General features: G+C 69.8%; 22 protein-coding genes and 1 pseudogene. 12 read left to right on the forward strand and 11 right to left on the reverse strand.

Going from position 1 to position 23,152, the window contains the following annotated elements; translation table 11 throughout:
- Positions 1 to 127 precede the first annotated feature (127 nt).
- The 9 genes and pseudogenes from ftsH to ybgC form a co-directional block, all read right to left on the reverse strand.
- On the reverse strand, positions 128 to 2,050 hold the full coding sequence (gene ftsH / locus ACAZ03_RS13285) for an ATP-dependent zinc metalloprotease FtsH (protein ID WP_373354287.1): 1,923 nt from the start codon (positions 2,048 to 2,050) through the stop codon (positions 128 to 130).
- Between the two features lie 86 nt (positions 2,051 to 2,136).
- Positions 2,137 to 3,417, reverse strand: coding sequence for a tRNA lysidine(34) synthetase TilS (tilS, locus tag ACAZ03_RS13290; protein ID WP_373354289.1), 1,281 nt, complete (start codon positions 3,415 to 3,417; stop codon positions 2,137 to 2,139).
- Positions 3,408 to 4,232 carry a tetratricopeptide repeat protein gene (locus ACAZ03_RS13295; RefSeq protein WP_373354290.1) on the reverse strand — a complete coding sequence of 275 codons (825 nt, stop codon included), beginning with the start codon at positions 4,230 to 4,232 and terminating at the stop codon, positions 3,408 to 3,410. Before ACAZ03_RS13295 ends, tilS begins: the two co-directional genes overlap by 10 nt.
- The gene (pal, locus tag ACAZ03_RS13300) at positions 4,232 to 4,759 is read right to left on the reverse strand and encodes a peptidoglycan-associated lipoprotein Pal (RefSeq protein ID WP_373354292.1); all 528 of its coding nucleotides are present in this window, start codon (positions 4,757 to 4,759) and stop codon (positions 4,232 to 4,234) included. Before pal ends, ACAZ03_RS13295 begins: the two co-directional genes overlap by 1 nt.
- A gap of 501 nt (positions 4,760 to 5,260) precedes the next feature.
- On the reverse strand, positions 5,261 to 6,601 hold the full coding sequence (gene tolB / locus ACAZ03_RS13305) for a Tol-Pal system beta propeller repeat protein TolB (protein ID WP_373354294.1): 1,341 nt from the start codon (positions 6,599 to 6,601) through the stop codon (positions 5,261 to 5,263).
- Positions 6,602 to 6,861: 260 nt separating this feature from the next.
- Positions 6,862 to 8,106 (reverse strand): hypothetical protein, encoded by a 1,245-nt coding sequence (locus ACAZ03_RS13310; protein ID WP_373354296.1) that lies wholly within the window; start codon positions 8,104 to 8,106, stop codon positions 6,862 to 6,864.
- Positions 8,107 to 8,209: 103 nt separating this feature from the next.
- Positions 8,210 to 8,680, reverse strand: a pseudogene (locus ACAZ03_RS13315) (ExbD/TolR family protein); the annotation flags it as partial.
- A gap of 1 nt (position 8,681) precedes the next feature.
- A complete protein-coding gene (gene tolQ / locus ACAZ03_RS13320) occupies positions 8,682 to 9,356 on the reverse strand; it encodes a protein TolQ (protein ID WP_373354298.1) in 675 nt (224 codons plus the stop codon).
- Positions 9,357 to 9,445: 89 nt separating this feature from the next.
- A complete protein-coding gene (gene ybgC / locus ACAZ03_RS13325) occupies positions 9,446 to 9,850 on the reverse strand; it encodes a tol-pal system-associated acyl-CoA thioesterase (protein ID WP_373354300.1) in 405 nt (134 codons plus the stop codon).
- A gap of 230 nt (positions 9,851 to 10,080) precedes the next feature.
- Here ybgC and ACAZ03_RS13330 point away from each other — a divergent pair, with 230 nt between their 5' ends.
- The 10 genes from ACAZ03_RS13330 to ACAZ03_RS13375 all read left to right on the forward strand — a co-directional run bounded on the left by ACAZ03_RS13330 (position 10,081) and on the right by ACAZ03_RS13375 (position 19,222).
- Positions 10,081 to 10,356, forward strand: a complete 276-nt coding sequence (locus tag ACAZ03_RS13330) for an STAS domain-containing protein (protein ID WP_373357084.1) — start codon at positions 10,081 to 10,083, stop codon at positions 10,354 to 10,356.
- Between the two features lie 2 nt (positions 10,357 to 10,358).
- A complete protein-coding gene (locus tag ACAZ03_RS13335; RefSeq protein ID WP_373354302.1) occupies positions 10,359 to 10,730 on the forward strand; it encodes a response regulator in 372 nt (123 codons plus the stop codon).
- Between the two features lie 10 nt (positions 10,731 to 10,740).
- The gene (locus ACAZ03_RS13340) at positions 10,741 to 12,972 is read left to right on the forward strand and encodes a chemotaxis protein CheA (protein ID WP_373354304.1); all 2,232 of its coding nucleotides are present in this window, start codon (positions 10,741 to 10,743) and stop codon (positions 12,970 to 12,972) included.
- Positions 12,965 to 13,435 carry a chemotaxis protein CheW gene (locus tag ACAZ03_RS13345; RefSeq protein WP_373354306.1) on the forward strand — a complete coding sequence of 157 codons (471 nt, stop codon included), beginning with the start codon at positions 12,965 to 12,967 and terminating at the stop codon, positions 13,433 to 13,435. Before ACAZ03_RS13340 ends, ACAZ03_RS13345 begins: the two co-directional genes overlap by 8 nt.
- A gap of 6 nt (positions 13,436 to 13,441) precedes the next feature.
- Positions 13,442 to 14,344: a protein-glutamate O-methyltransferase CheR gene (locus ACAZ03_RS13350; protein ID WP_373354308.1), complete on the forward strand. Its 903-nt coding sequence runs from the start codon at positions 13,442 to 13,444 to the stop codon at positions 14,342 to 14,344.
- Positions 14,341 to 14,727, forward strand: coding sequence for a response regulator (locus tag ACAZ03_RS13355; RefSeq protein ID WP_373354309.1), 387 nt, complete (start codon positions 14,341 to 14,343; stop codon positions 14,725 to 14,727). The genes ACAZ03_RS13350 and ACAZ03_RS13355 overlap by 4 nt, the downstream gene beginning before the upstream one ends.
- A 4-nt stretch (positions 14,728 to 14,731) precedes the next feature.
- On the forward strand, positions 14,732 to 15,091 hold the full coding sequence (locus ACAZ03_RS13360) for a hypothetical protein (protein ID WP_373354311.1): 360 nt from the start codon (positions 14,732 to 14,734) through the stop codon (positions 15,089 to 15,091).
- A gap of 103 nt (positions 15,092 to 15,194) precedes the next feature.
- On the forward strand, positions 15,195 to 17,618 hold the full coding sequence (locus ACAZ03_RS13365) for a methyl-accepting chemotaxis protein (protein WP_373354313.1): 2,424 nt from the start codon (positions 15,195 to 15,197) through the stop codon (positions 17,616 to 17,618).
- A gap of 66 nt (positions 17,619 to 17,684) precedes the next feature.
- On the forward strand, positions 17,685 to 18,689 hold the full coding sequence (locus ACAZ03_RS13370; protein WP_373354314.1) for a CheB methylesterase domain-containing protein: 1,005 nt from the start codon (positions 17,685 to 17,687) through the stop codon (positions 18,687 to 18,689).
- Entirely contained in the window at positions 18,686 to 19,222 is a 537-nt protein-coding gene (locus tag ACAZ03_RS13375; RefSeq protein ID WP_373354316.1) for a chemotaxis protein CheD, read from the forward strand. Before ACAZ03_RS13370 ends, ACAZ03_RS13375 begins: the two co-directional genes overlap by 4 nt.
- Positions 19,223 to 19,231: 9 nt before the next feature.
- Here ACAZ03_RS13375 and ACAZ03_RS13380 read toward each other — a convergent pair whose 3' ends face one another.
- Together ACAZ03_RS13380 and ACAZ03_RS13385 are read right to left on the reverse strand one after the other, a co-directional pair.
- Entirely contained in the window at positions 19,232 to 19,813 is a 582-nt protein-coding gene (locus ACAZ03_RS13380) for a hypothetical protein (RefSeq protein ID WP_373354317.1), read from the reverse strand.
- Positions 19,810 to 20,412: a riboflavin synthase gene (locus tag ACAZ03_RS13385; protein WP_373354318.1), complete on the reverse strand. Its 603-nt coding sequence runs from the start codon at positions 20,410 to 20,412 to the stop codon at positions 19,810 to 19,812. Before ACAZ03_RS13385 ends, ACAZ03_RS13380 begins: the two co-directional genes overlap by 4 nt.
- Positions 20,413 to 20,566: 154 nt before the next feature.
- Here ACAZ03_RS13385 and ACAZ03_RS13390 point away from each other — a divergent pair, with 154 nt between their 5' ends.
- Both ACAZ03_RS13390 and ACAZ03_RS13395 read left to right on the forward strand, forming a co-directional pair.
- Positions 20,567 to 21,856: a capsule biosynthesis protein gene (locus ACAZ03_RS13390; RefSeq protein WP_373354320.1), complete on the forward strand. Its 1,290-nt coding sequence runs from the start codon at positions 20,567 to 20,569 to the stop codon at positions 21,854 to 21,856.
- A 153-nt stretch (positions 21,857 to 22,009) separates the two neighbouring features.
- Positions 22,010 to 23,149 carry a polysaccharide biosynthesis/export family protein gene (locus ACAZ03_RS13395; protein ID WP_373354322.1) on the forward strand — a complete coding sequence of 380 codons (1,140 nt, stop codon included), beginning with the start codon at positions 22,010 to 22,012 and terminating at the stop codon, positions 23,147 to 23,149.
- The last annotated feature ends 3 nt before the right edge of the window (positions 23,150 to 23,152 follow it).

A 23,152-nucleotide genomic window follows, 5' to 3' on the forward strand; every position in this document is an offset into this window, starting at 1 on the left:
TGCCCCGGCGCGCCGGCCCCGGCTTGGCAGAAGCTCGGGAGCTCACGGGAGCCCCCAACCGCGTGACCAAAAACGAAAACCCCCGCGAGCCTGGCTCGCGGGGGTCTTGATCGTGCAGGCGGAGAGCTCAGGCGGTCGGCTCGGGCTCCAGCCCGCCGCCGTCATCCTTGCGGCGGCCCTTGGTCTTGGGAACAACGGCCAGCGACGGCTTGCGGGAGGCTTCCGACGGGGCGTCGCCGCCTTCGTCGTCATTGCCGCCGGGCGCCTCGCCGCGGATGACGCGAAGCATGTCCGCGCCGGTCAGCGTCTCGTATTCCAGAAGGCCCTCGGCGAGGTTCTCCATCTCGGTCCAGTTCTCGCGCAGGATCGTCTTGGCCCGCTCATAGGCCTCGTCCACCAGCCGGCGAACCTCCTGGTCGATGATCGTGCGGCTCTCCGCCGAGGCGTTGAACTGCGACTGGCTGCCGAGATAGCTCTCTTGCGTCGAGGTGTAGTTGATGTTGCCGAGCTTGTCGGACATCCCCCACTGGCTGACCATCGACGTGGCGATATTGGTCACATGCTGGATGTCGCTATAGGCGCCGTTCGTCACGTTGTCCGGGCCGAAGACCAGCTCTTCTGCCGCCTTGCCGCCCATGGCGGAGGCGAGCTTCGACAGCGCCGATTCCTTCGTCAGCGACAGCTTGTCCCGCTCCGGCAGGTAGAAGGTCACGCCGAGCGCGCGGCCGCGCGGGATGATCGTCACCTTGTGCACCGGGTCGTGCTGCGGGACGTGCAGGCCGACGATGGCATGGCCGGCCTCGTGATAGGCGGTCAGCTTCTTCTCGTCCTCGGTCATGACCATGGAGCGGCGCTCCGGACCCATCATGACCTTGTCCTTGGCCATCTCGAAATCTTCGAGCGTCACATGCCGGCGGCCGACGCGGGCCGCCATCAGCGCAGCCTCGTTCACGAGGTTGGCGAGGTCGGCGCCCGAGAAGCCGGGCGTGCCGCGCGCGATGACGCGCAGGTCGACATCGGGGCCGAGCGGCACCTTGCGGGCATGGACAGCGAGGATCTTCTCGCGGCCCTTGATGTCGGGATTCGGCACCTGCACCTGACGGTCGAAGCGGCCGGGGCGGAGGAGCGCGGGGTCGAGCACGTCGGGCCGGTTGGTGGCCGCAACGATGATGATGCCCTCGTTGGCCTCGAAACCGTCCATTTCGACCAGAAGCTGGTTCAGCGTCTGCTCGCGCTCGTCATTGCCGCCGCCGTAGCCGACGCCGCGCGAGCGGCCGACCGCGTCGATCTCGTCGATGAAGACGATGCAGGGCGCGTTCTTCTTGGCCTGCTCGAACATGTCGCGGACGCGGCTGGCACCGACGCCGACGAACATCTCCACGAAGTCGGAGCCCGAGATCGTGAAGAACGGCACCCCGGCCTCGCCGGCGATGGCGCGGGCAAGCAGGGTCTTACCGGTGCCAGGAGGGCCGACCAGCAGGGCGCCTTTCGGGATCTTGCCGCCGAGGCGCGAGAACTTCTGCGGGTTGCGCAGGAACTCGACGATCTCTTCCAGCTCTTCCTTGGCCTCGTCGATGCCGGCGACGTCATCGAAGGTGACGCGGCCGTGCTTCTCGGTCAGGAGCTTCGCGCGGGACTTGCCGAAGCCCATGGCGCCGCCACGGCCGCCGCCCTGCATCCGGTTCATGAAGTAGATCCAGACGCCGATGAGAAGCAGGAAGGGCAGGAGCGAGACGAGGAAGGTCGTGAACGAGCTTTCCTCCTGCGGCTTGGCCTCGACGGGCACGCCGCGGGCGATGAGCTCGTCGGTGATCGTCGCGTCCTCGGGCTTGATCGTCGTGAAGGTCTGGCCGCCCTCGGTGGTGTATTGCACCTGCTCGCCATTCAACTTCACGGAGTTGACCTGGCCGTTCTCGACCGCCTGAACGAAGTCCGAATAGTTCCGCGTGGAGCTTTGCAGCCCGGCGCTGCCGTTCGAGAAGATGTTGAAGAGCGCCAGGATGAGGAGGAACAGGACCACCCAGAAAGCGATGTTACGCGCGTTGCCCAATGCAAGGCTCCTTGAAAGCGAGATATCCGGCGCGGCTCCTCCGCGGCTCCGGTTGCTGTCCTAAAATAGTGTCACAAGCGTGGCCTTCAATGCGATAATGCCGCCGGGGTGAATTGAGCGACAAGCTGCGCGCTGCCGCCACGGTCCGGATCGGCCAGCGGGGCGGCGATCAGCGCGGCGCCCGCCCAGATCGAGGGGGAGGCCAGAAGCGACTGGCGCGGCAGGCCTGAGGCCCGCCAGTCGGGGCAGAGAAGCAGCCCCTCGGCCCCGAGCGCGCGCACCTCGCAGGCGCCTTCCGCGGGGGCGCCAGACGGGGCGGTCACGATCCAGCGACCGTCCCAGAGCGCACCGGGTGCGGCGCGCCGCTCCGCCACCGCCTTCCATTCGCGGGTGAGCCGCGTGGCGCCGGGCGCGGGCAGCGTCAACGCGCCGGAGAGGCTCTGCGCCTCGCCGATCCGCGCCCGCGTGATGGCGGCGGCGAGCGGGGCGCGGCGGGGGGGATAGGGCTCCGACGAGATCCAGCGGAGCGCCGCGATCCAGAGCCGGCGCTGCACCTCCTCCGGTTCGGCATAAAGGCTGTGGGCCAGGATCAGGTCCCCCGCCTCCTGCCGCACATGGGCGGCGATGGCGGCCTCGAGCTGGGCATCGAGCGCCGCGCGGGCGGAGCGGAGCTGCGCGGCCGTCTCGGCGAGGGTCTCGGCGGTGATGCCCAAGGGCGCGAGCGCCGCCAGCGCCTCGCGGGCCCGGACCCGCTCGTAGCGAGGGTCTTGGTTGGAGGGGTCCTCGGCCCAGTCATGCCCCGCCTCGGTGAGCGCGGCGCGCAGCTCGGCGCGGGCATAGGCGAGGAGCGGGCGGTGGAAGGTCACCCCGTGGCGGGTGACCTCCGGCGCCATGGCGGAAAGGCCGTCGACCCCGGCCTCGCGGGCGAGGCGCATGAGGAACGTCTCCGCCTGGTCGTCCTGCGTATGGGCGAGCGCCACGGCATCGAGCCCCCGGCGCCCGGCCCAACCGGCGAGGAGCCGGTAGCGCCCGGCGCGGGCCTCGGCCTGGAGGTTGCCACTGGCGGGCGCCTCCCAGCGGAGCACCTCGGCGGGGAGGCCGAGCGCCTCGGCCCTCGCGGCAACCGCCGCCGCCTCCGACGCCGCCTCGGGGCGGAGCCCGTGGTCGATCGTGGCGACCTCCAGCGTGACGCCCCAGCCGGGCGCCCAGAGCGCCGCCATCTCCATCAGCGCCCGGCTGTCGGAGCCGCCGGAGACGGCGAGGCCGAGCCGGCGGGGCGGCTCGGCGCCGAAGTGTCGAAGAAGGTCATCCGCGAGCCCGGCCAGCCGTGAGGGCGCGCCCCCGGCCGGCCGCTCGCTCAGGGGCATCCGAACTCGCCGCGGAGCGCCGTGACATCGGCGAGAAGCGGCGAGGCGGGAAAACGGACCGGCAGCTCCGCCAGCGTCACGCAGGCATCCGCCGCCTGCCCGAGCCGGCCGAGCGCCCGGCCGAGCCGGAAGAGCGCGTCATCGGCGAACTCGCCGGAGGGGTTCCCGGAGAAGGCGTCGAGATAGGCCCGCGCCGCACCCTGCATGTCGCCCGTCTGCTCCAGCGCATCGCCGCGCTTGTAGAGCGCCGCGGTGGAGAGCGGCCCGCCCGGATAGGTCGTCAGGTACTGCTGGTACAGCGTTGCGGCCTCCGCGAAATTTCCGGCGGCGAAGGCGGCTTCGGCGGCGTCGAAGGATTCCTGCTCGCCGACGGCGAGCTGCGGGCCGTCCACCGGCGGCGGCGCCGGCACGGGCACTTCGGCGGCGCTGTCGATGCCGCCGAGGCTCGGCGTGTCGCCGAGCGCGCCGATGTCGCAGCCGGGCTCGATCTCGCAGAGCCGGAACTCCAGATCGCCGATCCGGTTGGTGCCGTCCACGGTGATCTGGTTGATGCGGAACTCGAGCTCCTCGGTCTTGGCGGTGAGCCGCTGCAGCTCGGCCTCGATGGCGTTCAGCCGGTCGAGCGGCGTGGCGCCGGAGATGCCCTCGGCGGGAAAGCCGGAGGTGTTGAGCTCGCCCCTGAGCCGCTCGACATCGACATAGAGCGTCGAGAGCTGCTGCCGGATGTCCGCCAGCGTCTCGCCGTCCTGCGCCGGAGCGGCGACAGGCGCAGCGAGCGAGAAGGCGAGCGCGAGGCCGAGAGCGAGCCGCCGCATCAGCTGAGCGCGCCCGCCGCGATGACGGTCACAGCCCGGCGGTTCTGCGTGTAGCAGGCCTCGTCGGAGCAGACGGCCACCGGCCGCTCCTTGCCGTAGGAGACGGTGCGCAGCCGTGCCGGGTTGATGCCGCGCGAGATGAGATATTCGCGCGCCGCATTGGCCCGCCGGGCGCCGAGCGCGACGTTGTATTCGCGCGTACCCTGCTCGTCGGCATGGCCCTCGATGACGGCGATGAACTCGGGGTGGGACTGCAGCCACCCGGCCTGGCCGTCGAGCGTCGCCTTGGCGGCATCGGAGAGCGTCGACTGGTCGACGGCGAAGAAGACCCGGTCGCCCACGACCTGGTTGAAATACTCAGGGCTGTTGGGGTCGCCCGGCCCGCCCGGGATGACACCCGTGCCCACGCCGCCTGCGCCCGGGCCGCCCGGCCCCATGCCGTCCCCGGCGCCGCCAAAGCGATCCGGCCGCGTACAGGCCGACAGCGCCAGCGCCGCCACCATCAGGACAATGGAAAGATATCTCATGCCGCTCACCCGCTGCTCGTTTTGGCGAGCTTACCAAGGGGGGCGCCCGCAGACCAGAGGAAGGGTGGGCGGTCACGGGGGCGTGTGGTGGGGGGACCCCTGCTGGGTCGGGCGACCCGCCGGTGCGGTCCGTAGGGTGGGTTTTCAACCCACCGTCTGGCGTAACCCTGGAGCTTGGGGCGCGCCCTGCGCGGGCGCTCGATTGGTCGAGTGGGGCGTCCGACGTTCGTTCTGTGCCCCCGCCCGGTACGCGCCGCAGGCGCAGGGCGAGCGCCGGCCCGTCCCGCGGGCTGGCGCTCTGGTGAGGTCAGGCGCGACGGTGAGCGGGGGATCGGCTGCACCATAAAGCGCGCCGTCCAGCCGGCAGGAGCGCCAACCCCCGGGCCGGCGCTCGCCCTGCGCGGCCCCGTTGGGCCGGGTGGAGAGGCCGTGGTGGGTTGAAAACCCACCCTACGCCAGACCCGTAGGGCGGGCTTCAGCCCTCCACCGGCTCCATCGCCTTCACGGCTGGAGCGGCCCCCACGAGGGATCCGACGCGAAGCCGCCCGTCGGCACCTGGCGGAGGTTCCGGCCCGAGATGTCCACCGTGTAGAGCGACGGGCCGCCGGCGGCGCCTTGGGTCTCGCGCGTGAACATCAGGACCCGGCCGTTTGGCGCCCAGGTAGGGCTTTCATCCAGGAACGAAGCCGTCAGCAGCCGCTCCTCCGAGCCGTCCGTCCGCATGACGCCGATGTGGAAGCGCCCCGCGTTTTGCTTGGTGAAGGCGATGAGATCGCCGCGCGGGCTCCAGACGGGGGAGCCGTAGCGCCCCTCGCCGAAGGAGATGCGCCGCGGCTCGCCGCCGCCGGCCGGCATGATGTAGATCTGCTGGGTGCCCGAGCGGTCGCTCTCGAAGACGATCTGGCTGCCGTCTGGGCTGAGGGAAGGCGAGGTCTCGATCGAGGGCGCGTTGGTCAGCCGCGTGTGCTGGCCCGTCGCCAGATCCGTCCGCCAGAGGTCGGTATTGCCGCCCGAGGAGATGGAATAGATGATCTGGCTCCCGTCGCGGCTGAAACGCGGGGTGAAGGCCATCTCGCCATCCGCCGTCGTCAGCGTCTGCGTGCCGACCGAGGCGACCTGCAGCATGTTGATCCGGGGAAAGCCGGAGGAATAGCTCGTGTAGAGCAGCCGGTCTCCGGTGGGGGAGAAGCGCGGCGACAGCACCAGAGAGGAGCTGTCAGTCAGATACTGGATGTTGGCGCCGTCGTAATCCATCACAGCGAGCCGGCGGGCCCGGTTGTCCTTCGGACCGCTCTCGGCGACGAAGGCCACGCGGCTGTCGAAATAGCCGCCCTCGCCGGTGATCCGCGAATAGACGGCATCGGCCACCTTGTGCCCCATCCGCCGCCAACCGGCCGGCGTGCCGGTGAACTGCAGGCCCGCGCCGAGCTCGGCGCCGGAGAAGACGTCGTAGAGCCGGAATTTCACGTTGAGCGTGGAGCCCGAGACGGACACCGCCCCGGTGATCAGCGCCTGCGCATTGATCGCCCGCCAGTCGGCATAGGGCACCGGCGCCGCGAAATCGGAGACCTGAGAGATATAGGCATCCGTCGGGATCAGCCGGAAGAGCCCGGTGCCGGCTAGATCCTCCGCCGCCAGACGGGCGATGTCGGCGGCGAGCTGCCCGGCGCCGCCTTCGTCCTGAAAGGTCGGCACCGCGACGGGGATGGGCTCGATGACCCCCTCGGTGATCTCGATCTGCAGGGGGCCGCCCTGGGCGGTGGCGGGCTGGGCCGGCCCGACCACGAAGACCGGGGCCAGAAGGAGGCTGGCGCAGATGGCGCCGAGAAGTCTCGTCAGCATAAAGATCGTCGTCCCTTCCCACCCGGGCGCGCGGCGCACCGGCCCCCGCAAAGTCGTTCCTAACGCCATTTGGCCCGGAGGCGTTTCACATCAACCGGCATTTCGCCGCGGCCCGGCGCCAAGCGCGGCCTTGGCGCCACACTCCCGGCCCGCGTCCGCGAGGGGAAGGCGGCGTTCGGCAGATCGAGGCGCCCCCGACCCTCGGCCCGCGCCGAGACGGCCTGCGCAGGGCCGGTGAGGGCCCGGTCCGGCACCGCCCCTCACCGCAGCCGCATGTCATCGGGGTTGAAGGTCATCTCGACCATCCGCCAGCTGTCGTACTTGTCGCCCGGCAGCGGGTAACCCGTCTCGCCCTGGCAGCGCAGCACGGCGCGGCGGGCGGCCTCGAAGGCGGAGTTGACGGCGCCGGGCGTGCCGCCCGAATTGCCGATCATCACCACCTGGTTGCTCTCCACCCGCCCCTCGCGCGTCAGGCCGAAGGCGACGGTGACCGTCACCCGCGCCGCTTCAGACCCCGGATCGAGCACCCAGCAGCCCTGGACGGCCACGCGGAACGTATCCTGCTCGGCGGCGGTGAGCTGGGCGGCGCCGCCCGGCTCGGCCCCGGCGGAGCTGGCACCGGCCCCGGCGGCCGCGAGCGCCTCGGCCAGCGCATCGGCCTCGCTGTCGTCGGCGGCGGCCGGAGGCTCTTCGCTCGCCGCGGCGGGCGTCGCGCGGGCGAGGTTGGCGGGCCGCACCGGCGGGCGGGGGGCGCTGTCGAGAACGCCCGAGGGCGTCTCCGCCTCGGTGACGATCTCGGGCGCCGCCTCCTCGGGGGCGGTGGCCTCCTGCTCGGGCTCCGGCTCGGCCGTCTCGCCTTCGGGCTCGATCGCCTCGGTCACCTCGGGCGCGATGGCGGCGTCGATATCCGGCGCGGCTTCGGAGGCGATGCGGTCCGCCGGGCGCGGCTGCGGGCGCAGCGCCTCATCGGGGGCATTCGCCTGCGGCGGCGGCGCGATCTCGGGCGCGGTATCAGGCAGCGCGTCGGGCTGCTGCTCCGGCAGGGGCGGCAGGACGGGCAGGTCGCTCGGCGCGGGCTCCGGCTCCGGTTCGGGCTCGGGCATCGGCTCGGGTTCGGGCTCCGGTTCCGGCTCGGGGGCGAGGTCGGGCGCCTCGGTCGGCGGCGGCGTCACCTCCTGCGGCGGCTCGGGCGCCTCGGGGGGCGGCGTCTCCTCCACCGGCGCCTCGGGCTGCGGTTCGGGGGCGGTGGTCTCGACGGGGGCCTCGGCCTCGGGAAGCGCCGGCTCGGCCTCCTCGTCCACCGAGGGGGGCTCGGGGGCGGGCGGCAGGTCTGCCTCCGCCTGCGGCGTCGTCGCGGCGACGATGGAGGCATAATCGGCGGCGGAGACGACAGAGACCTCGGCGACCTCGAACTCCATCGGCTCGTGATCGAGGCCCCATCCGGCAAGAAGCCAGACGATCAGGGCGGCATGGCCGGCGCCCGAGACATATCCGCCGGGGCTCATCGCAAGCGCCCTATTCGCCCGCGCCGTCCGCAGCCGGCGCGCCCCCGGCATCCGGGCTGGCCTCGCCGGCCCCGGTCGCGCCGAACCCACCGCCCAGACCGCCTCCCAGCCCGCCGTCCAGCGTCGGCCCGCCGGAATCGGTCACGAGGCCGATGTTGGTGAAGCCCCCGGCATTGAGCGCGCCCATGATCTCGGCGACCAGCGCCCAGGCATTGGCGCCGTCGGCGCGCAGGAAAATGCGGTCGGAGGTCCGCTCGGCGGCGATGGCCGTCAGCCGCGGGATCAGCTCCTCGGCCGGCACCTCGGTCGTCTGGATCAGAAGCTGCCCCTCGGCGGTGACGGTGACCGTCAGCGGCTCTTCCTGATCGCTCGGCAGGGCGCCGGCGGCGGTCTGCGGCAATTCGACGGGCACGCCCACGGTCATGAGCGGCGCCGCCACCATGAAGATGATGAGCAGGACGAGCATGACGTCGACGAAGGGCGTGACGTTGATCTCGGCCATCGGCACGGCGCGGCCGCGCCGCCGGCGCCGCCCGCCTCCGCCATCGGCCTTCTTCTGGATGCCGGCGGCCATGTCAGCTGTCCAGCTGGCGGGAGAGGATCGTGGCGAATTCGTCGGCGAAGGCCTCGTAACCCGCGACGATCCTGTCGGAATCGTTGGACAGCTTGTTGTAGAAGATCACCGCCGGGATGGCGGCGAGGAGGCCGAGGCCCGTGGCGAGGAGCGCCTCCGAGATGCCCGGCGCCACCACCGCGAGGTTGGTGTTCTGCGCCTCGGCGATCTCGATGAAGGCGTTCATGATGCCCCAGACCGTGCCGAAGAGGCCGATGAAGGGCGCCGTCGAGCCGACCGTCGCAAGCACCTGCAGGCCGCGCTGGAGCCGCCCCGCCTCCTTGGCGATGGCGACATCCATCGAGCGGTCTATGCGCGCCTGGGCGCCGGCGATCAGCCCGCCGTCCTGCCGGTGCGAGCGGCGCCATTCCAGCATCCCGGCCACGAAGATCTTCTGGCTGGGGCCGTCGGGATTGGTGCCGATCTGGTCGAAGAGCCCGTCGAGCGGCTCGCCGGACCAGAAGGCCTCGTCGAAGATGCGCGCCTCGCGCCGGGCGCGGCGGTATTGCATGAGCTTGTCGATGACCACCGCCCAGCACCAGATGGAGGCCGCGATCAGCAGCACCATGACGATCTTGACGATAAAGGTCGCGCGGGCGAACAGCGCCCACATCGTGTAATCGGCCGCGATATCCATGTTCTGCTCTTTGCTGCCTCGGCCGTCTCATCGGGCCGTTTTGCGAGGACATTAGCGCAGGCGGGGGAGGAAATCCAACGCCGCCGCGGTCACGCCTGCGTTTTGTCGCCGGTGGGCACGGCGCGCATGGCCGCCGGCAGCCGCTGCGGCCGCCCCGACGCGCCGATGGCGACGATGGTCACGAGCGCCGAGAAGAGCAGCGCCCCGCTCCGGCGCACCTCCTGGCGCAGGACCGCGCGGGAGGCCTTGAGCTCTGTCACCTCGGTCGTGGTGCACAAGAGATCGTCGAACCGCGCGGGGGCGAGGTAATCCGCCTCGATCCGCCGGACGGCGAAGACCGTCCCCTCGTCCTTCAGCGCCGTCTGGTCGATGCCGAGGCCCCGTACCCATTCGGAGCGGGCGCGCTCGATGTAGCGCAGGTAGTTGGCGTAATAGACGATCCCGCCGAGATCGACGTCTTCGTAATAGACCCGGGTGGTGAACTCATGCGCCATCGCGCCAGTCTCGCCCGCCGCGCGCCGAATGGCAAAGCGCAGGCGGCGGGGCGGCGAAATTTTCCGGCAGAGTGGCTCGGCCCGGCGGCGACGGGCGCGCGCCCGCCGCAAGGCCGGCCGGGGGGAACCATTTCTTAAATCGGTGGCCCTAGGAGTTGCCGGGATGCAGCCGCCCCGTGGGGGCCGGCGGCAGCACGACGGAACAGCCGGGAGATTTCGACGTGAGCGACATGGGGCAGACCCACCGGATGGCGGCCCAGCGGGCACAGAGCGGCGCCGATCCGCTCTACAGCTTCCTGAGGGAGGCGGCAGGAGGGCCGGCCACGGTCGACCTCGAGGAGGTGGGCCTGTGCGATTCGCAGCGCCTGCAGATCCTCGTCAGCGCCAGCCGGCACTGGCGCGCCGCCGGCTCGTCGCTGCGCCTCACCGGCGCCGGCGAGACCTTCCTGAAGGGGCTGGAGCTCTCGGGGCTCGATCCTGCCGAATTCGATTTTGAGGACAAGTGAGCATGACAAAGGTTCTGGCGATCGACGATTCGCGCACCATCCGCAACCTCCTGCGGATGTCGCTCGAGAATGCCGGCTTTGAATACCATTGTGCCGAAGACGGGCGTCTCGGCGTCGATGCCTTTCCCGAGGTGCAGCCCGATGTGGTGATCACCGACATCAACATGCCCAATCTCGACGGCTACGGCGTGATCGACGAGCTGCGGCGCGGGCCCAATGCCACGAAGGTGCCGATCATCGTGCTCACCACCGAGAGCTCCGACGAGCTCAAGGCCCGCGCCCGCGAGGCGGGCGCCACCGGCTGGATCGTCAAGCCCTTCGACGATGCCTCGCTGATCTCCGTTTTGAAGCGTCTCACCGGCCACGCGGCCTGAGGAGAGATCCATGCAAGCCTCCATCCGCGATACTTTCTTCGAGGAATGCGAAGAGCTCCTTGAAGCCATGGTCGAGGGCCTCGGCGTCATCGACGAGGGCCAGTACGATTCCGAGACGGTCAACGCGGTGTTCCGCGCTGTCCATTCCATCAAGGGCGGCGCCGGGGCCTTCGGGCTGACCGACCTCGTCTCCTTCGCCCATACGTTCGAGACGGTGTTCGACGAGGTCCGCTCCGAGCGGCTGCCCGTCACGCCGGAGCTCGTGGCCGTCCTCTTCCGCGCCGGCGACCAGCTCGCGACGCTGGTCGAGGCGGCGCGTGACGAGACGGGGATCGACGAGGTGCCGCGCGATGCCGTCCTCAAGGAGCTGAAGAGCTACCTGGACGAGCCGGAGGAGGTGCATGGCGGCGCCGAGGCCGGCCCGCCGGGCGGCTTCCAGCCGATGACTCTCGATTTCTCGGCCCTGGCGCTGCCCATGGCCGGCGGCGCCGATGGCCCCCTTGCCGGCGGCGAGAGTTTCGCGGCGCCCGAGCTGCCCGCCGCCCCGGCGGAGCACCTGTTCGACATCCGCTTCCAGCCCGACCGCGCGCTCATCGCCAACGGCCATGAGCCGATGCTGCTGATCCGCGCGCTGAGCGAGCTCGGCACGCTCGCCGTCACCGCCCAGTCAGAGGAGCTGCCGGCCTTCGACGAGCTCGACCCGGAAGAATGCTACCTCAAGTGGTCGATGACCCTGCGCAGCGAAAGCGACAGGGCTGCCGTCGAGAAGATCTTCGAATTCGTCGAGGGGCTCTGCTCGCTCGACATCAGCGAGATCGGCGGCGACACCCCGGCCGCGGCACCGGCAGCGCCGGCGGCGCCCACCCCGTCTGCTCTCCCGTCCGCCGCCGCGTCGGCCCCGCGCCCTGCCGCCCCCGCGGCGCCGCAAGCCCCGCCGGCCGCCGCGCCCGCGGCCGCGCCGCCGCCCCGCCCGCGCGCTGCGGCCGACGAGGATGCCAAGGCCAAGGCCGGCGCCCATCAGGCCCGCGCCACGCTCAGGGTGGAGCTCGACCGGGTCGACCGGCTCATCAACACTGTCGGCGAACTCATCATCAACCAGGCGATGCTCAGCCAGCGCATCGCCGAGCTCGAGCTGCCAAAGGGCGCCGATGCCGAGGTCGAGCTGGAGGATTACAAGCTCCTCGCCCGCGAGATCCAGGAAGGCGTCATGGCGATCCGCGCGCAGCCGGTGAAGCCGCTCTTCCAGCGCATGGCGCGGATCGTGCGCGAGGCCTGCACGGCCACGGGCAAGCGCGCCCGGCTGGTGACGGTGGGCGACCATACCGAGGTCGACAAGACGGTCATCGAGCGGCTCTCCGACCCTCTGACCCACATGATCCGCAACTCCATCGACCACGGGCTCGAAAAGCCCGAGAAGCGGCGCGACGTGGGCAAGGATCCCGAGGGCGAGGTGCGGCTCTCGGCCTCGCAGCGCTCCGGCTCGATCTTCATCGAGATCGCGGATGACGGTGCCGGCCTCAACCGGCCGAAGATCCTCGAGATCGCCATGTCGAAAGGGCTCGTGCCGCAGAATGCCGAGCTCTCCGACGCCGAGATCGACAACCTGATCTTCGCCGCCGGCTTCTCGACGGCGACGGAGGTCTCCAACCTCTCCGGCCGCGGCGTCGGCATGGATGTGGTGCGCACCTCGATCCAGCAGCTCGGCGGGCGGGTCTCCATCGCCTCCGAGACGGGCAAGGGCACGACGCTGACGATCATCCTGCCGCTGACGCTGGCGGTGATGGACGGCATGGTCGTCTCCGTCCGCGGCCAGACCATGGTCGTGCCCATCGCATCTGTGCTCGAGACGATCCGCCCGAAGGAGGGCGACGTGCACCGGATCGGCTCCGACGAGGAGGTGCTGTCGATCCGCGGCTCCTACGTGCCGATCATCGACGTGGCCGCCAGCCTCGGCATGCACGGGCAGGGCAAGTCGCTCAGCTCCTCGGTGCTGATCCTGGTGGAAACCGAGCAGCGCGGGCAATGCGCGCTGGCGCTCGATGCGATCCACGACCAGCGCCAGGTGGTCATCAAGAGCCTCGACCGCTCCTTCGGCGACATCCCGGGCGTCTCGGCCGCCACCATTCTCGGCGACGGCAAGATCGCCCTGATCATCGACCCGGACGGGGTGGCCCAGATCGCCGGCCGCCGCTCCGAGGCCGGCCCTTCCTCCGCACCAGTCATGGAGTTCTTCGATGAGTGACGATCACACCAAGGCGGTCTCCGGGTCCGAGCTGAAATTCGTGACCTTCACCGTGGCCGGGCAGAACTACTGCCTCGACATCCAGCAGATCCGCGAGATCCGCCGCTGGGCGCCGGTCACGCCCCTGCCCCATGCCGCGGGCGGCGTCCTCGGGGTCATGAACCTGCGCGGGGCCGTGATCCCGATCTACGACATGGCCTCGCGGCTGGGGCTTGGCATCACCGAGCCGTCGGAGCGCAACGTCGTCATCGTCGTGGCGATGGACGACAACCTCTTCGGCCTCCTCGCCGAGACGGTGCAGGAGATCCTCTCCGTCAACGAGGATCAGCTCTTGCCGACGCCGGATGTGAAATCCGAATCGACCCGCGAGGCGATCCAGGGCGTAATCTCGCTGGCGGATGACATGACGCGGATCCTCGATCTGCGCTTCGTCACCGGCTCCTTCTCGCGCGCCGTGGCCTGACCCGCCATGCTCGAAGCCCCGGATCCAGGCCCGCCGCAAAGGCAGGGAGGCCAGGAATTCGCGCTGACCGGCGCGGATTTCGCCGCGATCGCGCGGCTGGCCTATCAGCATTTCGGCCTGCACCTGACGGAGTCGAAGCGCAGCCTCGTCTATTCGCGGCTGGCGCGCCGGCTGCGCAAGAAGGGGCTCCCCGATTTCGCCGCCTATGTCGTCCTTCTCAATGGCCCCGAATGGGAGGCCGAGAAGCTCGACTTCCTGACGGCCCTGACGACCAACACCACGCATTTCTACCGCGAGGCGCATCACTTCACCCGGCTGGAGAAGGAGGTGCTGCCACCCCTCATCGAGGCGGCCCGCAAGAAACGCGGGCGGGTGCGGCTGTGGTCGGCCGCCAGCTCGTCGGGGCAGGAGCCCTATTCGATGGCGATGTCGGTGCTGCGGGTCTGCCCCGAGGCGGCCAGCCTCGACATCAAGATCCTCGCCACCGACATCGACCCGGTCATCGTCAACAAGGCCCGCGAGGCGGTCTATCTGCCCGAGGAGTACCAGTCGATGCCGGCCGACATGCGCGCCGAATGCACCCAGCCGGTGCCGGGCAATTACAAGCTGAGCCCGAAGGTCACGGGGCTCGTGACCTTCGGCATCCTCAACCTGATGGACGAGCTGCCCTTCCGCGGCCCGTTCGACGCCATCTTCTGCCGCAACGTGGCGATCTACTTCGACAAACCGACGCAGGTGAAGGTTTTCACCAAGCTCACGCACGTCCTCCGGCCCGGCGGTGAACTCTTCATCGGCCATTCCGAACGGCTCTCGGGCGAGGTGAGCAATTATTATGAAAACTCTGGCATCACCTCCTACAAACGCCGCGCTGATGCGGCCCGGCCGAAGCCAAGGAGCTTGAACGTATGAGCCTGAAGGACTCGCTCAGAATCATGGTGGTGGACGATATGTCGACCAGCCGGGCGATCATCACCAACACGCTCGACGAGCTGGGGATCGTTCACAATTACGCCGAGAATGACGGCCAGGTCGCGCTGAGCAAGCTCGCCGCCAATCCGGTGCATCTCGTCCTGTCGGATTACAACATGCCGAAGATGGACGGGCTGCAGCTTCTGCAGGCCCTGCGGCAGAACCGCATGACCCAGCAGATCGGCTTCATCCTCGTCACCGGCCGCGCCACGCCGGAGATCGTGCAGGTCGGCCAGCAATGGGGGCTGAACAACCTGATCGAGAAGCCGTTCACGACCCCGCAGATGAAGGCCTGCATCGAACGTGTCGTGGGGCCGCTCTGAACCCATGTCCGATCATTTCCATCCCCTGCGCGAGCTTTTGCAGAATGTCGCCAACGAACTTGAGCGCGCCGACCGCGAGCTGCGCGATCTCGAGGGCACGGTCGTCGAGGCGCTGGCCGATCGGCCCGCCACCTCGACGCACGATATCGAGACGCTGCAGAATTTCGACACGCTGTCGCAATGCCTGCTCGCCGTGGCCGGCTTCCTGAAGGTCGCGCTGAAGGGGCTGCCGGAGGATTACGGAATCGACGCCGCCGACGCATTCGGAGGGGTGCCGCTGCACGCCCTGGCGGCGCGCCTGGCGGGCGAAGCGCGGGAGAAACCCGGAAGCCCCGTGACGAGCGAGGCCATCGAACTCTTCTAGCCGCCCGAGGGGCCGGGCGGTCGGGGCAGCGCGCCCCTAGGGAACGCCGCGGAGGCGGCAGCAGACGGCGGATCCAATCCGGCCGCACTGAGGGAATGTGACCATGACGGTTCTGAACAACACCAAGATCGCCATCAAGATCCCGCTCGGCATCGGCATCGTGTCGCTGACGCTGATGGCCGCCTTTTCGGTGGTTTGCTACGCCACGCTGAAGACCGCCGTCGTCGACAGCACGCGCACCAGCTTCATGCAGATCGCCGAGCAGCGCAGCCGCGATCTGATGCACATGTTCAACATGATCGAGGAAGACCTGCGCGTCGCGGCCGAGGCAAGCGCCACGCAGACGGCGATCCAGCGCTTCGAGAATGCCTTCGTCGGTCTCGGCGAGGCCGCCACGCAGCAACTCCAGGCGGATTACATCACGGGCAATCCCAACCCCGCCGGCGAGCGCCAGCAGTTCATGCGCGCCGAGGCGCCGACGGCCTACAACATCAACCACGAGATCTACCACAACACCTTCCTGTCCCTGCAGGCCACGAAGGGATATTACGACGTGCTGCTCCTCGATGCGGCGGGCAACGTCGTCTATTCGGTCTCGAAGGAGGCCGATTTCGCCACCAATGTCCTGAGCGGCCCCCATGCCGGCACCGGGCTCGGCGACGTCTTCCGCGCCGCCAGCACCGGCCCGAACGGGCAGATCTTCCTGTCCGATTTCGAGCCCCATGCGGCCAGCGGCGGCGAGCCGGCGTCCTTCGCCTCCATCCGCGTGACGGATTCGGCCGGCGAGCTGCTGGGCATTCTCGCGGTGCAGATCCCCGGCCGACAGATCGACGAGGTCATGAACAACCCCTTCGGCATCGGCGAGACGATGGATGTCTTCATCGTCGCCCGCGACGGCACGATGCGCAGCGATGCCGTCGACGGCACCAGCTACCGGATCTTCGATCCGCTGCCGGCCGGCACCGAGCTGGATCAGCTTCTCTCGCCCGACTATGCCGAAACGGGCCGGGTCGTCTCCGGGCTGACCGGGCTGACCGGCGAGGCCGTCTATGCCTACGGGCTTCCCTTCAGCGAGCTCGGGGTGGACTGGATGGTGGTCGTCGAGCAGGACGAGGCCGTGATCCTCTACATGGTCCATGCGCTGCGCAACATCTTCATCGTGGCGACGGCGGTGGTCTCGGCCCTCCTCTGCCTCGTCTACTGGGCGGGCGTCACCTACATCACCCGCGGCATGAACCGGGTGCGCGAGTCGATGGGCCGGGTCAGCAATGGTGACTATGGCGCCGATATCCCCGATGCGGCCCGCGGCGACGAGATCGGCGAGATCGCCACCGAGCTCGTGGAATTCCGGGACCGGCTCCGCGCCGCCGACGAGACGCGCGAGATCAGCGCGCGACGAGAGGCCGAGCAGGATGCCGTCGTCGCCGCCCTGTCCCAGGGGCTCGTCACCCTCGCCCAGGGCGACCTGACGCGCAGCATCGACCAGCCCTTCGCGGCCGATTACGAGGCGCTGCGCAAGAACTACAACGCGACGCTGACCAACCTCGCCGCCGTCATCGACCAGGTGGTGGAGACCGCCCGCTCGATCAGCCACGGCGCGACGGAGATCAGCCAGGCCTCCGACGACCTGTCGGGCCGGACGGAAACGCAGGCGGCCACGCTGGAAGAGACGGCCTCGGCGCTCGACGAGCTGACCACCTCCGTCGTCGCCGCCGCCGACAACGCCAAATCCGTCGAGACCGTCGTCGATCAGGCGCGGGAAGAGGCGCGGCGCTCCGGCGAGATCGTGCAGAACGCCGTGACGGCCATGACCGCGATCGAGACCTCGTCGCAGCAGATCAGCCAGATCATCGGCGTCATCGACGACATCGCCTTCCAGACCAACCTTCTCGCCCTCAACGCCGGCGTCGAGGCGGCGCGGGCCGGCGAGGCGGGCAAGGGCTTCGCCGTGGTGGCGAGCGAGGTCAGGGCGTTGGCCCAGCGCTCGTCCGACGCCGCCAAGGAGATCAAGGAGCTGATCTCCGGCTCGACGGAACAGGTCGGGGCGGGCGTGACGCTCGTCGGCAAGGCCGGCGAGGCGCTCAGCACCATCGCCCAGCGGGTGAGCCATATCTCCGAGCTCGTCAGCGAGATCGCCTCCGGCGCCGTCGAGCAATCGACCGGCCTCGGCGAGATCAACACCGGCGTAGGCGCGCTCGATCAGGTGACCCAGCAGAATGCCGCCATGGTCGAGGAAGCGACGGCCGCGAGCCACATCCTGAAAAAGGATGCGCAGGTCCTGAGCGGGCTTGTGAGCCGCTTCGTCACCGCTCCCGGCGCCTCGGTCGCCTCGACGGCGGGCTGGCAGCCGGCCGCGGCCTCCTACGGCTCCTCGGGGGACTATGCCGATTTCGGCGAGCCGGGCGAGCCGATCCGCAGCCCCAGCGAGCTGACCGGCAAGGCGACCGAGGAAGAGGTGAAGCCGCTGCCGATCGAGGCCGCCATCACCGGCACGCATGACCAGGCCGGCATCTGGCAGAGCTTCTGACGGCAGATCCCCGGGTCGGCGCCAGCGCGCCGGCCCACCGGCACGGCACTTTTGGCGCGAGGCGGCATGTCCCCCACCCTGATCATCATCGCCAGTCCCGACAGGGCCCGCCGCACCTGGCTTCACCAGTTGCTCCGCGGGCAGATCGAGGCCGAGGTGCTGGACGCGCCGACCCTGCGCGACACGTTCAACCTCACCGAAGAGCGTGAACCGGGGCTTGTCATCGTCGATGACAAGCTGGCGATCCTGCCGGAATTCCGCGCCCTGCAGATGCTCTTCACCGCCATCGACACCAGATGGCTGACGCTCTGCTCGAACCCCGGCGACGGTGTTTCCGTCGCGGCCCGCGCCTCGTCGGGGCTCTTCTGCCTCGACCCCTCGGCGCCGCCGCACCGCACGCTCGAGCAGCTCCGCGCGGTGCTGCGCAATCCCAAGAAGCGCCATGCGGCCGCACCGCCCGAGAGCCAGACCCCGACGCGCTGGAAGCGCCATGTGCTGATCGGCTCGTCGACGGGGGGGATCGAGGCGCTGATCTGCATCCTCGGCGGCTTTCCGGCGCATTGCCCGCCGACGGCGATCGTCCAGCACACCGGCCGGGGTTTCGGCGCCAGCCTGACGAACCTGCTCGCCCGCAGATGCGCGGCCGAGGTGCGCCCCGCCGAGCCGGGGCTGCAGATGCGGCCCGGAAGGGTCATCATCGCCGCGGGCACTCCCCGCCATATGGAGCTGGAGGGGCCGTCCGAGCCGAAGGTGCGCTTCGGCCATGACGCCAATGTCTCGGGCCATTGCCCCTCGGTGGACGCGCTCTTCCTGTCGGCTGTGCCCTGCGCGCGCAAGGTGGTGGGGGTCCTCCTCACCGGCATGGGCTCCGACGGGGCGCAGGGGCTGCTGGCGCTGAGGCGCGGCGGCGCGATGACGCTGGCGCAGGATGAGGCCTCGTCGGTGGTCTACGGCATGCCGCGGGTTGCCTTCGAGCGGGGCGCGGTCTGCGAACAGGTGCCGATCGGGGGAATCGCGGGGGCAATCTTGAAACATGCCGGTGCGCCGGCCAGGGCAGGAGACAGCGTATGAGCCACGTGGCCATGGGCGGACAGGTGGTGACGATCTTTCAGGGAGAGTACCACGTCTCCGACACGCCGGGCGCGATCATCAACACGCTCCTCGGCTCCTGCATCGCCGTCTGCCTGCATGAACCGACCCGCAGGATCGGCGGGATGAACCATTTCCTGCTGCCCGAGGGGCAGCCGAGCGCGGCGCCCGACGTCAAGCAGGGCGCCTATGCGATGGAAATCCTCATCAACGAGATGGTGAAACGGGGGGCGCTGCGCAGCAAGCTGACGGCGAAGGTCTTCGGCGCCGGGCGCATCACCCAGCGCTTCTCCTATGTCAGCGAGGCGAACATCGCCTTCGTGCGCAGCTTCCTGCGGGCCGAAGACATCCCCTGCCTCAGCGAAAGCGTCGGCGGAGATTCCGCGCGGCGGATCCGCTTCGAGCCCTATTCGGGCGATGCGCGGCAGATGCTGGTGCCGAAGGGGGACGCCAAGGAGGATATCCGCCCCGCGCGCCCGGTGCCGCCGCCGGCGAACGCGGTGGAGCTCTTCTAGGCCCGGGCCTCAGGCGCCCGCGCCGAAATAGGCCTCGGCGCCGAGGTAATGGGCGAGCCGCCCGGCCTCGGCCCAGAGCCGCTCCTCCGCGGTGTCGCCGACGAGCACGACGGCATCGCCCGGCCGCCCCTCGAGCGCCGCCGTCACCCCCGCCCGCGCCTCGGCCCAGGGGGCGAAGGGGCGGGGCGCCGGATGGGCGGCGTCCATCAGGGCCGCCAGCGCCTCTTGCGCCACCGGCGGCCGGGCGAGCCCGATGCGGGCGGCGCCGCGGATGGCGCCGAGCCGCTCCGCCACTTCGGGCGGCGGCAGCGCGCCGGCGCGGAGCATCCGCAAAGCATTGGTCGAGAAGAGAAAGCCGATCACGTCGCGCCCGGTCGAGGCGCGGATGCCGGCATAGGTGCGATAGGGCAGCCCGAGGTCCTTCGCCCGGGCGACACGGCGGCGCACCACCTCCAGCGGCAGATGGGGCATCAGCTCCGCCCGCGCGCGGGCCCAGGCATGGCGCCGCCAGCCGAAGCCCGGCTCCATGCTCGGCCCGCCGTTGTGGCCGATGCCGGGGGTGGGGCCGGCAGCGGTGTCTCCGCCGCTCATTCCCATTCCCTCAGCCGCGCCACATAGCGGGCCATCGTGTCGACCTCGAGGTTGATGCCGTCGCCGACCTTCGCCCGCCCCCAGGTCGTCACCTCCTTGGTATGCGGGATGATGTTGACGCCGAATTCGGCCCCATCCACCTCGTTGACCGTCAGCGATGTGCCGTTCAGCGCCACCGAGCCCTTCGGCGCGATGAATTTCGCAAAGGCCTCCGGCGCCCGGAAGGTCAGCCGCGTCGAGTCGCCCTCGTCGCGCATCGCGATCAGCTCCGCCACGCCGTCGACATGGCCGGCGACGATATGGCCGCCGAGCTCGTCACCGACCTTCAGCGCCCGCTCGAGGTTGAGCTTCTGCCCCTCCGCCCAGCCGTTGCGGCCGATATTGGTCTTCGACAGCGTCTCGGCCGAGACTTGCACCTCGAACCAGGGCCCCGGCTCCGCGCCCTTGGTCACCACCGTCAGGCAGACCCCGTCGCAAGAGATCGAGGCACCGATGTCGATGCCGTCGGGATCGTAGCTGCAGCCGATCCGCGCCCGCATGTCGCCCTCGGCGCGCACGGCGAGCACCTCGCCGATATCCGTGATAATCCCCGTGAACATGGCTCTGCCTCCTGATGCCCTGACCCGTAGCTCCGCCCGCCCGGCCCAGCAAGGCCGGGGCCTGCGGCATTTCCCCAATGCTGCCCCTTTTCCGCCCAAAGCCGTGCTTAGGGCGATAAAAGGGATATTCAGGCTGAAGATGTAAGGGGTCGCCATGGTCATGCCAGCACCCGACAGGCGCTTTCTGTTTCTGCAAGGGCCGCACGGGCCCTTCTTTCACCGGCTGGGGCGGATGCTCACCGCGGCCGGCGCCGAGGTACATCGCATCGGCTTCAATGCCGGCGACCGCGCCTTCTGGATGGGCGCGCCCGGCTACATCCCCTATCACGGCTCGCTCGACGCCTGGCAGGAGGCCTTCGCCGGCATCGTCCATGCCCATGCCATCACCGATATCGTGCTCTACGGAGACACACGGCCCGTCCATGTCGCCGCCATCGAGCGCGCGCGGGCCCTCGGCCTGCGCATCCACGTCTTCGAGGAAGGCTACATGCGGCCCTGGTGGGTCACCTACGAGCGGGGCGGCTCGAACGGCCATTCGCGGCTGATGGAGATGTCGATCGCGAGCATGGCGCGGGCGCTCGAGATGTCGGATCTCGAGGTCCCCGAGCCGCCGGCCCATTGGGGCGACATGCGCCAGCACATCTTCTACGGCGCGCTCTATCACTGGTTCGTTCTCTTCCGGAACGGCGACTACCGGAACTTCACGCCCCATCGCGCCCTGCCGATCTGGTCTGAGGCGAAGCTCTACACCCGCCGCCTGGCGCTCATGCCCTGGCTGGCGCTGGAGCGGCGCTGGCTGACGCGGCGCATCACCGGCGGCGGCTTTCCCTATCACCTCGTGCTCATGCAGCTCGAGCATGACAGCTCCTTCCAGGTGCATTCGCCCTTCGAGACGATGGAGGAGTTCATGTCGCTGGTGGTCGAGGGCTTCGCCGCCGGCGCGCCGCGCCACCACCATCTCGTCTTCAAGGCCCATCCGCTGGAGATGGGCCGCAACCCCTACAAGCGCCAGCTCGCGGATCTGGCGAAGCGGCACGGGCTGGAAGGGCGGGTGCATTACGTGCCCGGCGGCAAGCTGGCGCGGCTTCTCAACCACGCGCGGACGGCCGTCACGGTGAATTCCACCGCCGCCCAGCAGGTGCTCTGGCGGGGCATTCCGCTGAAGGTCTTCGGGCGCGCCGTCTATGCCAAGGACGAGTTCGTCTCTGCCCAGCCGCTGCCGGAGTTCTTCTCGCAGCCGACCCGCCCCAATGGCCACGCCTATCGCGACTACCGGCGGTATCTGCTGGAGACGAGCCAGCTCCCCGGCGGCTTCTACTCCACCTCCGGCCGGCGGCAGCTCCTCCGCCAGGTGGTGGACATGATGCTCGCCGACGAGGACCCCTATGACGCGCTCCTCTCCGGCACCGCGGCGCCGCGGCAGAGCTTGCGTGTGGTGACCTGAGGGCAGCCAGATGTTGCGGCCCGCGCCCCCGGGCGCGGCGCCCGGGCAACACCCGGCCTGCCGCGCCACCCTGCCCGTCTGGCTTTTTTGCTGCCTCCCCGATAGCTTGCAGCCCAAACGTGAGGCAGAATAACAGGTCGAGGAGACCGGGCAGTGATCACCAAATCCACGCGCTTCGCGCGGGGCGTCGCCGCGATTGTGGCGCTCACGCTCCTGGCCACCTGCGGCCTGCCGCGCTCTGGCCCCAACCGCAACGAGATCTACGCCGGATCGGTGCTGCGCGAGGGCGACAGCTTCATCCTGATGGTCGATGATCGCATCAACCTGATCGCCGGCGTCTCGCCGGCGCTCGGCTTCACCGAGAGTTTCGTCAATGCCGGGATCCTCGGCTCCGACACGATCCAGCCGGGCGACGTGCTCGGCCTGACGATCTGGGAGAATGTCGACGACGGTCTGATGGTGCCGACCGGGCAGAACGCCACGGTGCTCGACGAGGTGCAGGTCGACGGCGCCGGCTTCATCTTCGTGCCCTATGCGGGCCGCATCCGCGCCGCCGGCAACACGCCGGAGGCGATCCGCCGCATCATCTCCGAACAGCTCGAAGAGCAGACGCCGGACCCGCAGGTGCAGGTGCGCCGGCTGGCCGGGGACGGCTCGACGGTCTCGGTCGTCGGCGCCGTCGGCGCCCAGGGCGTCTATCCGATCGAACGGCCGACCCGCACGCTGGCCGCCATGCTGGCCGAGGCCGGCGGCGTCACCATCGAACCCGAGATCGCCCTCGTCACCGTCGTGCGCGGCGGCCAGCGCGCGACGGCCTGGTTCACCGACATCTACGACTACCCGCAGAACGACATCCCGCTCCGCGCCGGCGATCGCATCGTCGTGGAGGAGGACACCCGCTCCTTCACCGCGCTCGGCGCCACCGGCCGGCAGGATCTGGTGCCCTTCACCTCCAAGACGATCAGCGCCATCGAGGCCATCGCCCAGGTCGGCGGCCTGTCCTCGGCCGCGGCCGACCCGACGGGTGTCTTCATCTTCCGCAACGAGCCGGAGGAGATCGCCCGCCAGCTCACCGGGGTGAACACGCTCACCGGCACGCAGCGCGTCGTCTATGTCCTTGATCTGACGCGGCCGAACGGGCTGTTCTTTGCCCGCGACTTCGCGGTGCGCGACGAGGATACGGTCTATGTGACCGAGGCGCCCTTCTCGCAGTTCAGCAAGGTGATCGCCTCGATCACCGGCACGCTGGCCTCGGTGGACGCCATCAATTCCGTCGCCAGCAGCTTCGAGTGAGCC

The organism is Pseudoroseicyclus sp. CXY001 (assembly GCF_041714655.1).
Lineage (GTDB): Bacteria > Pseudomonadota > Alphaproteobacteria > Rhodobacterales > Rhodobacteraceae > Pseudoroseicyclus_A.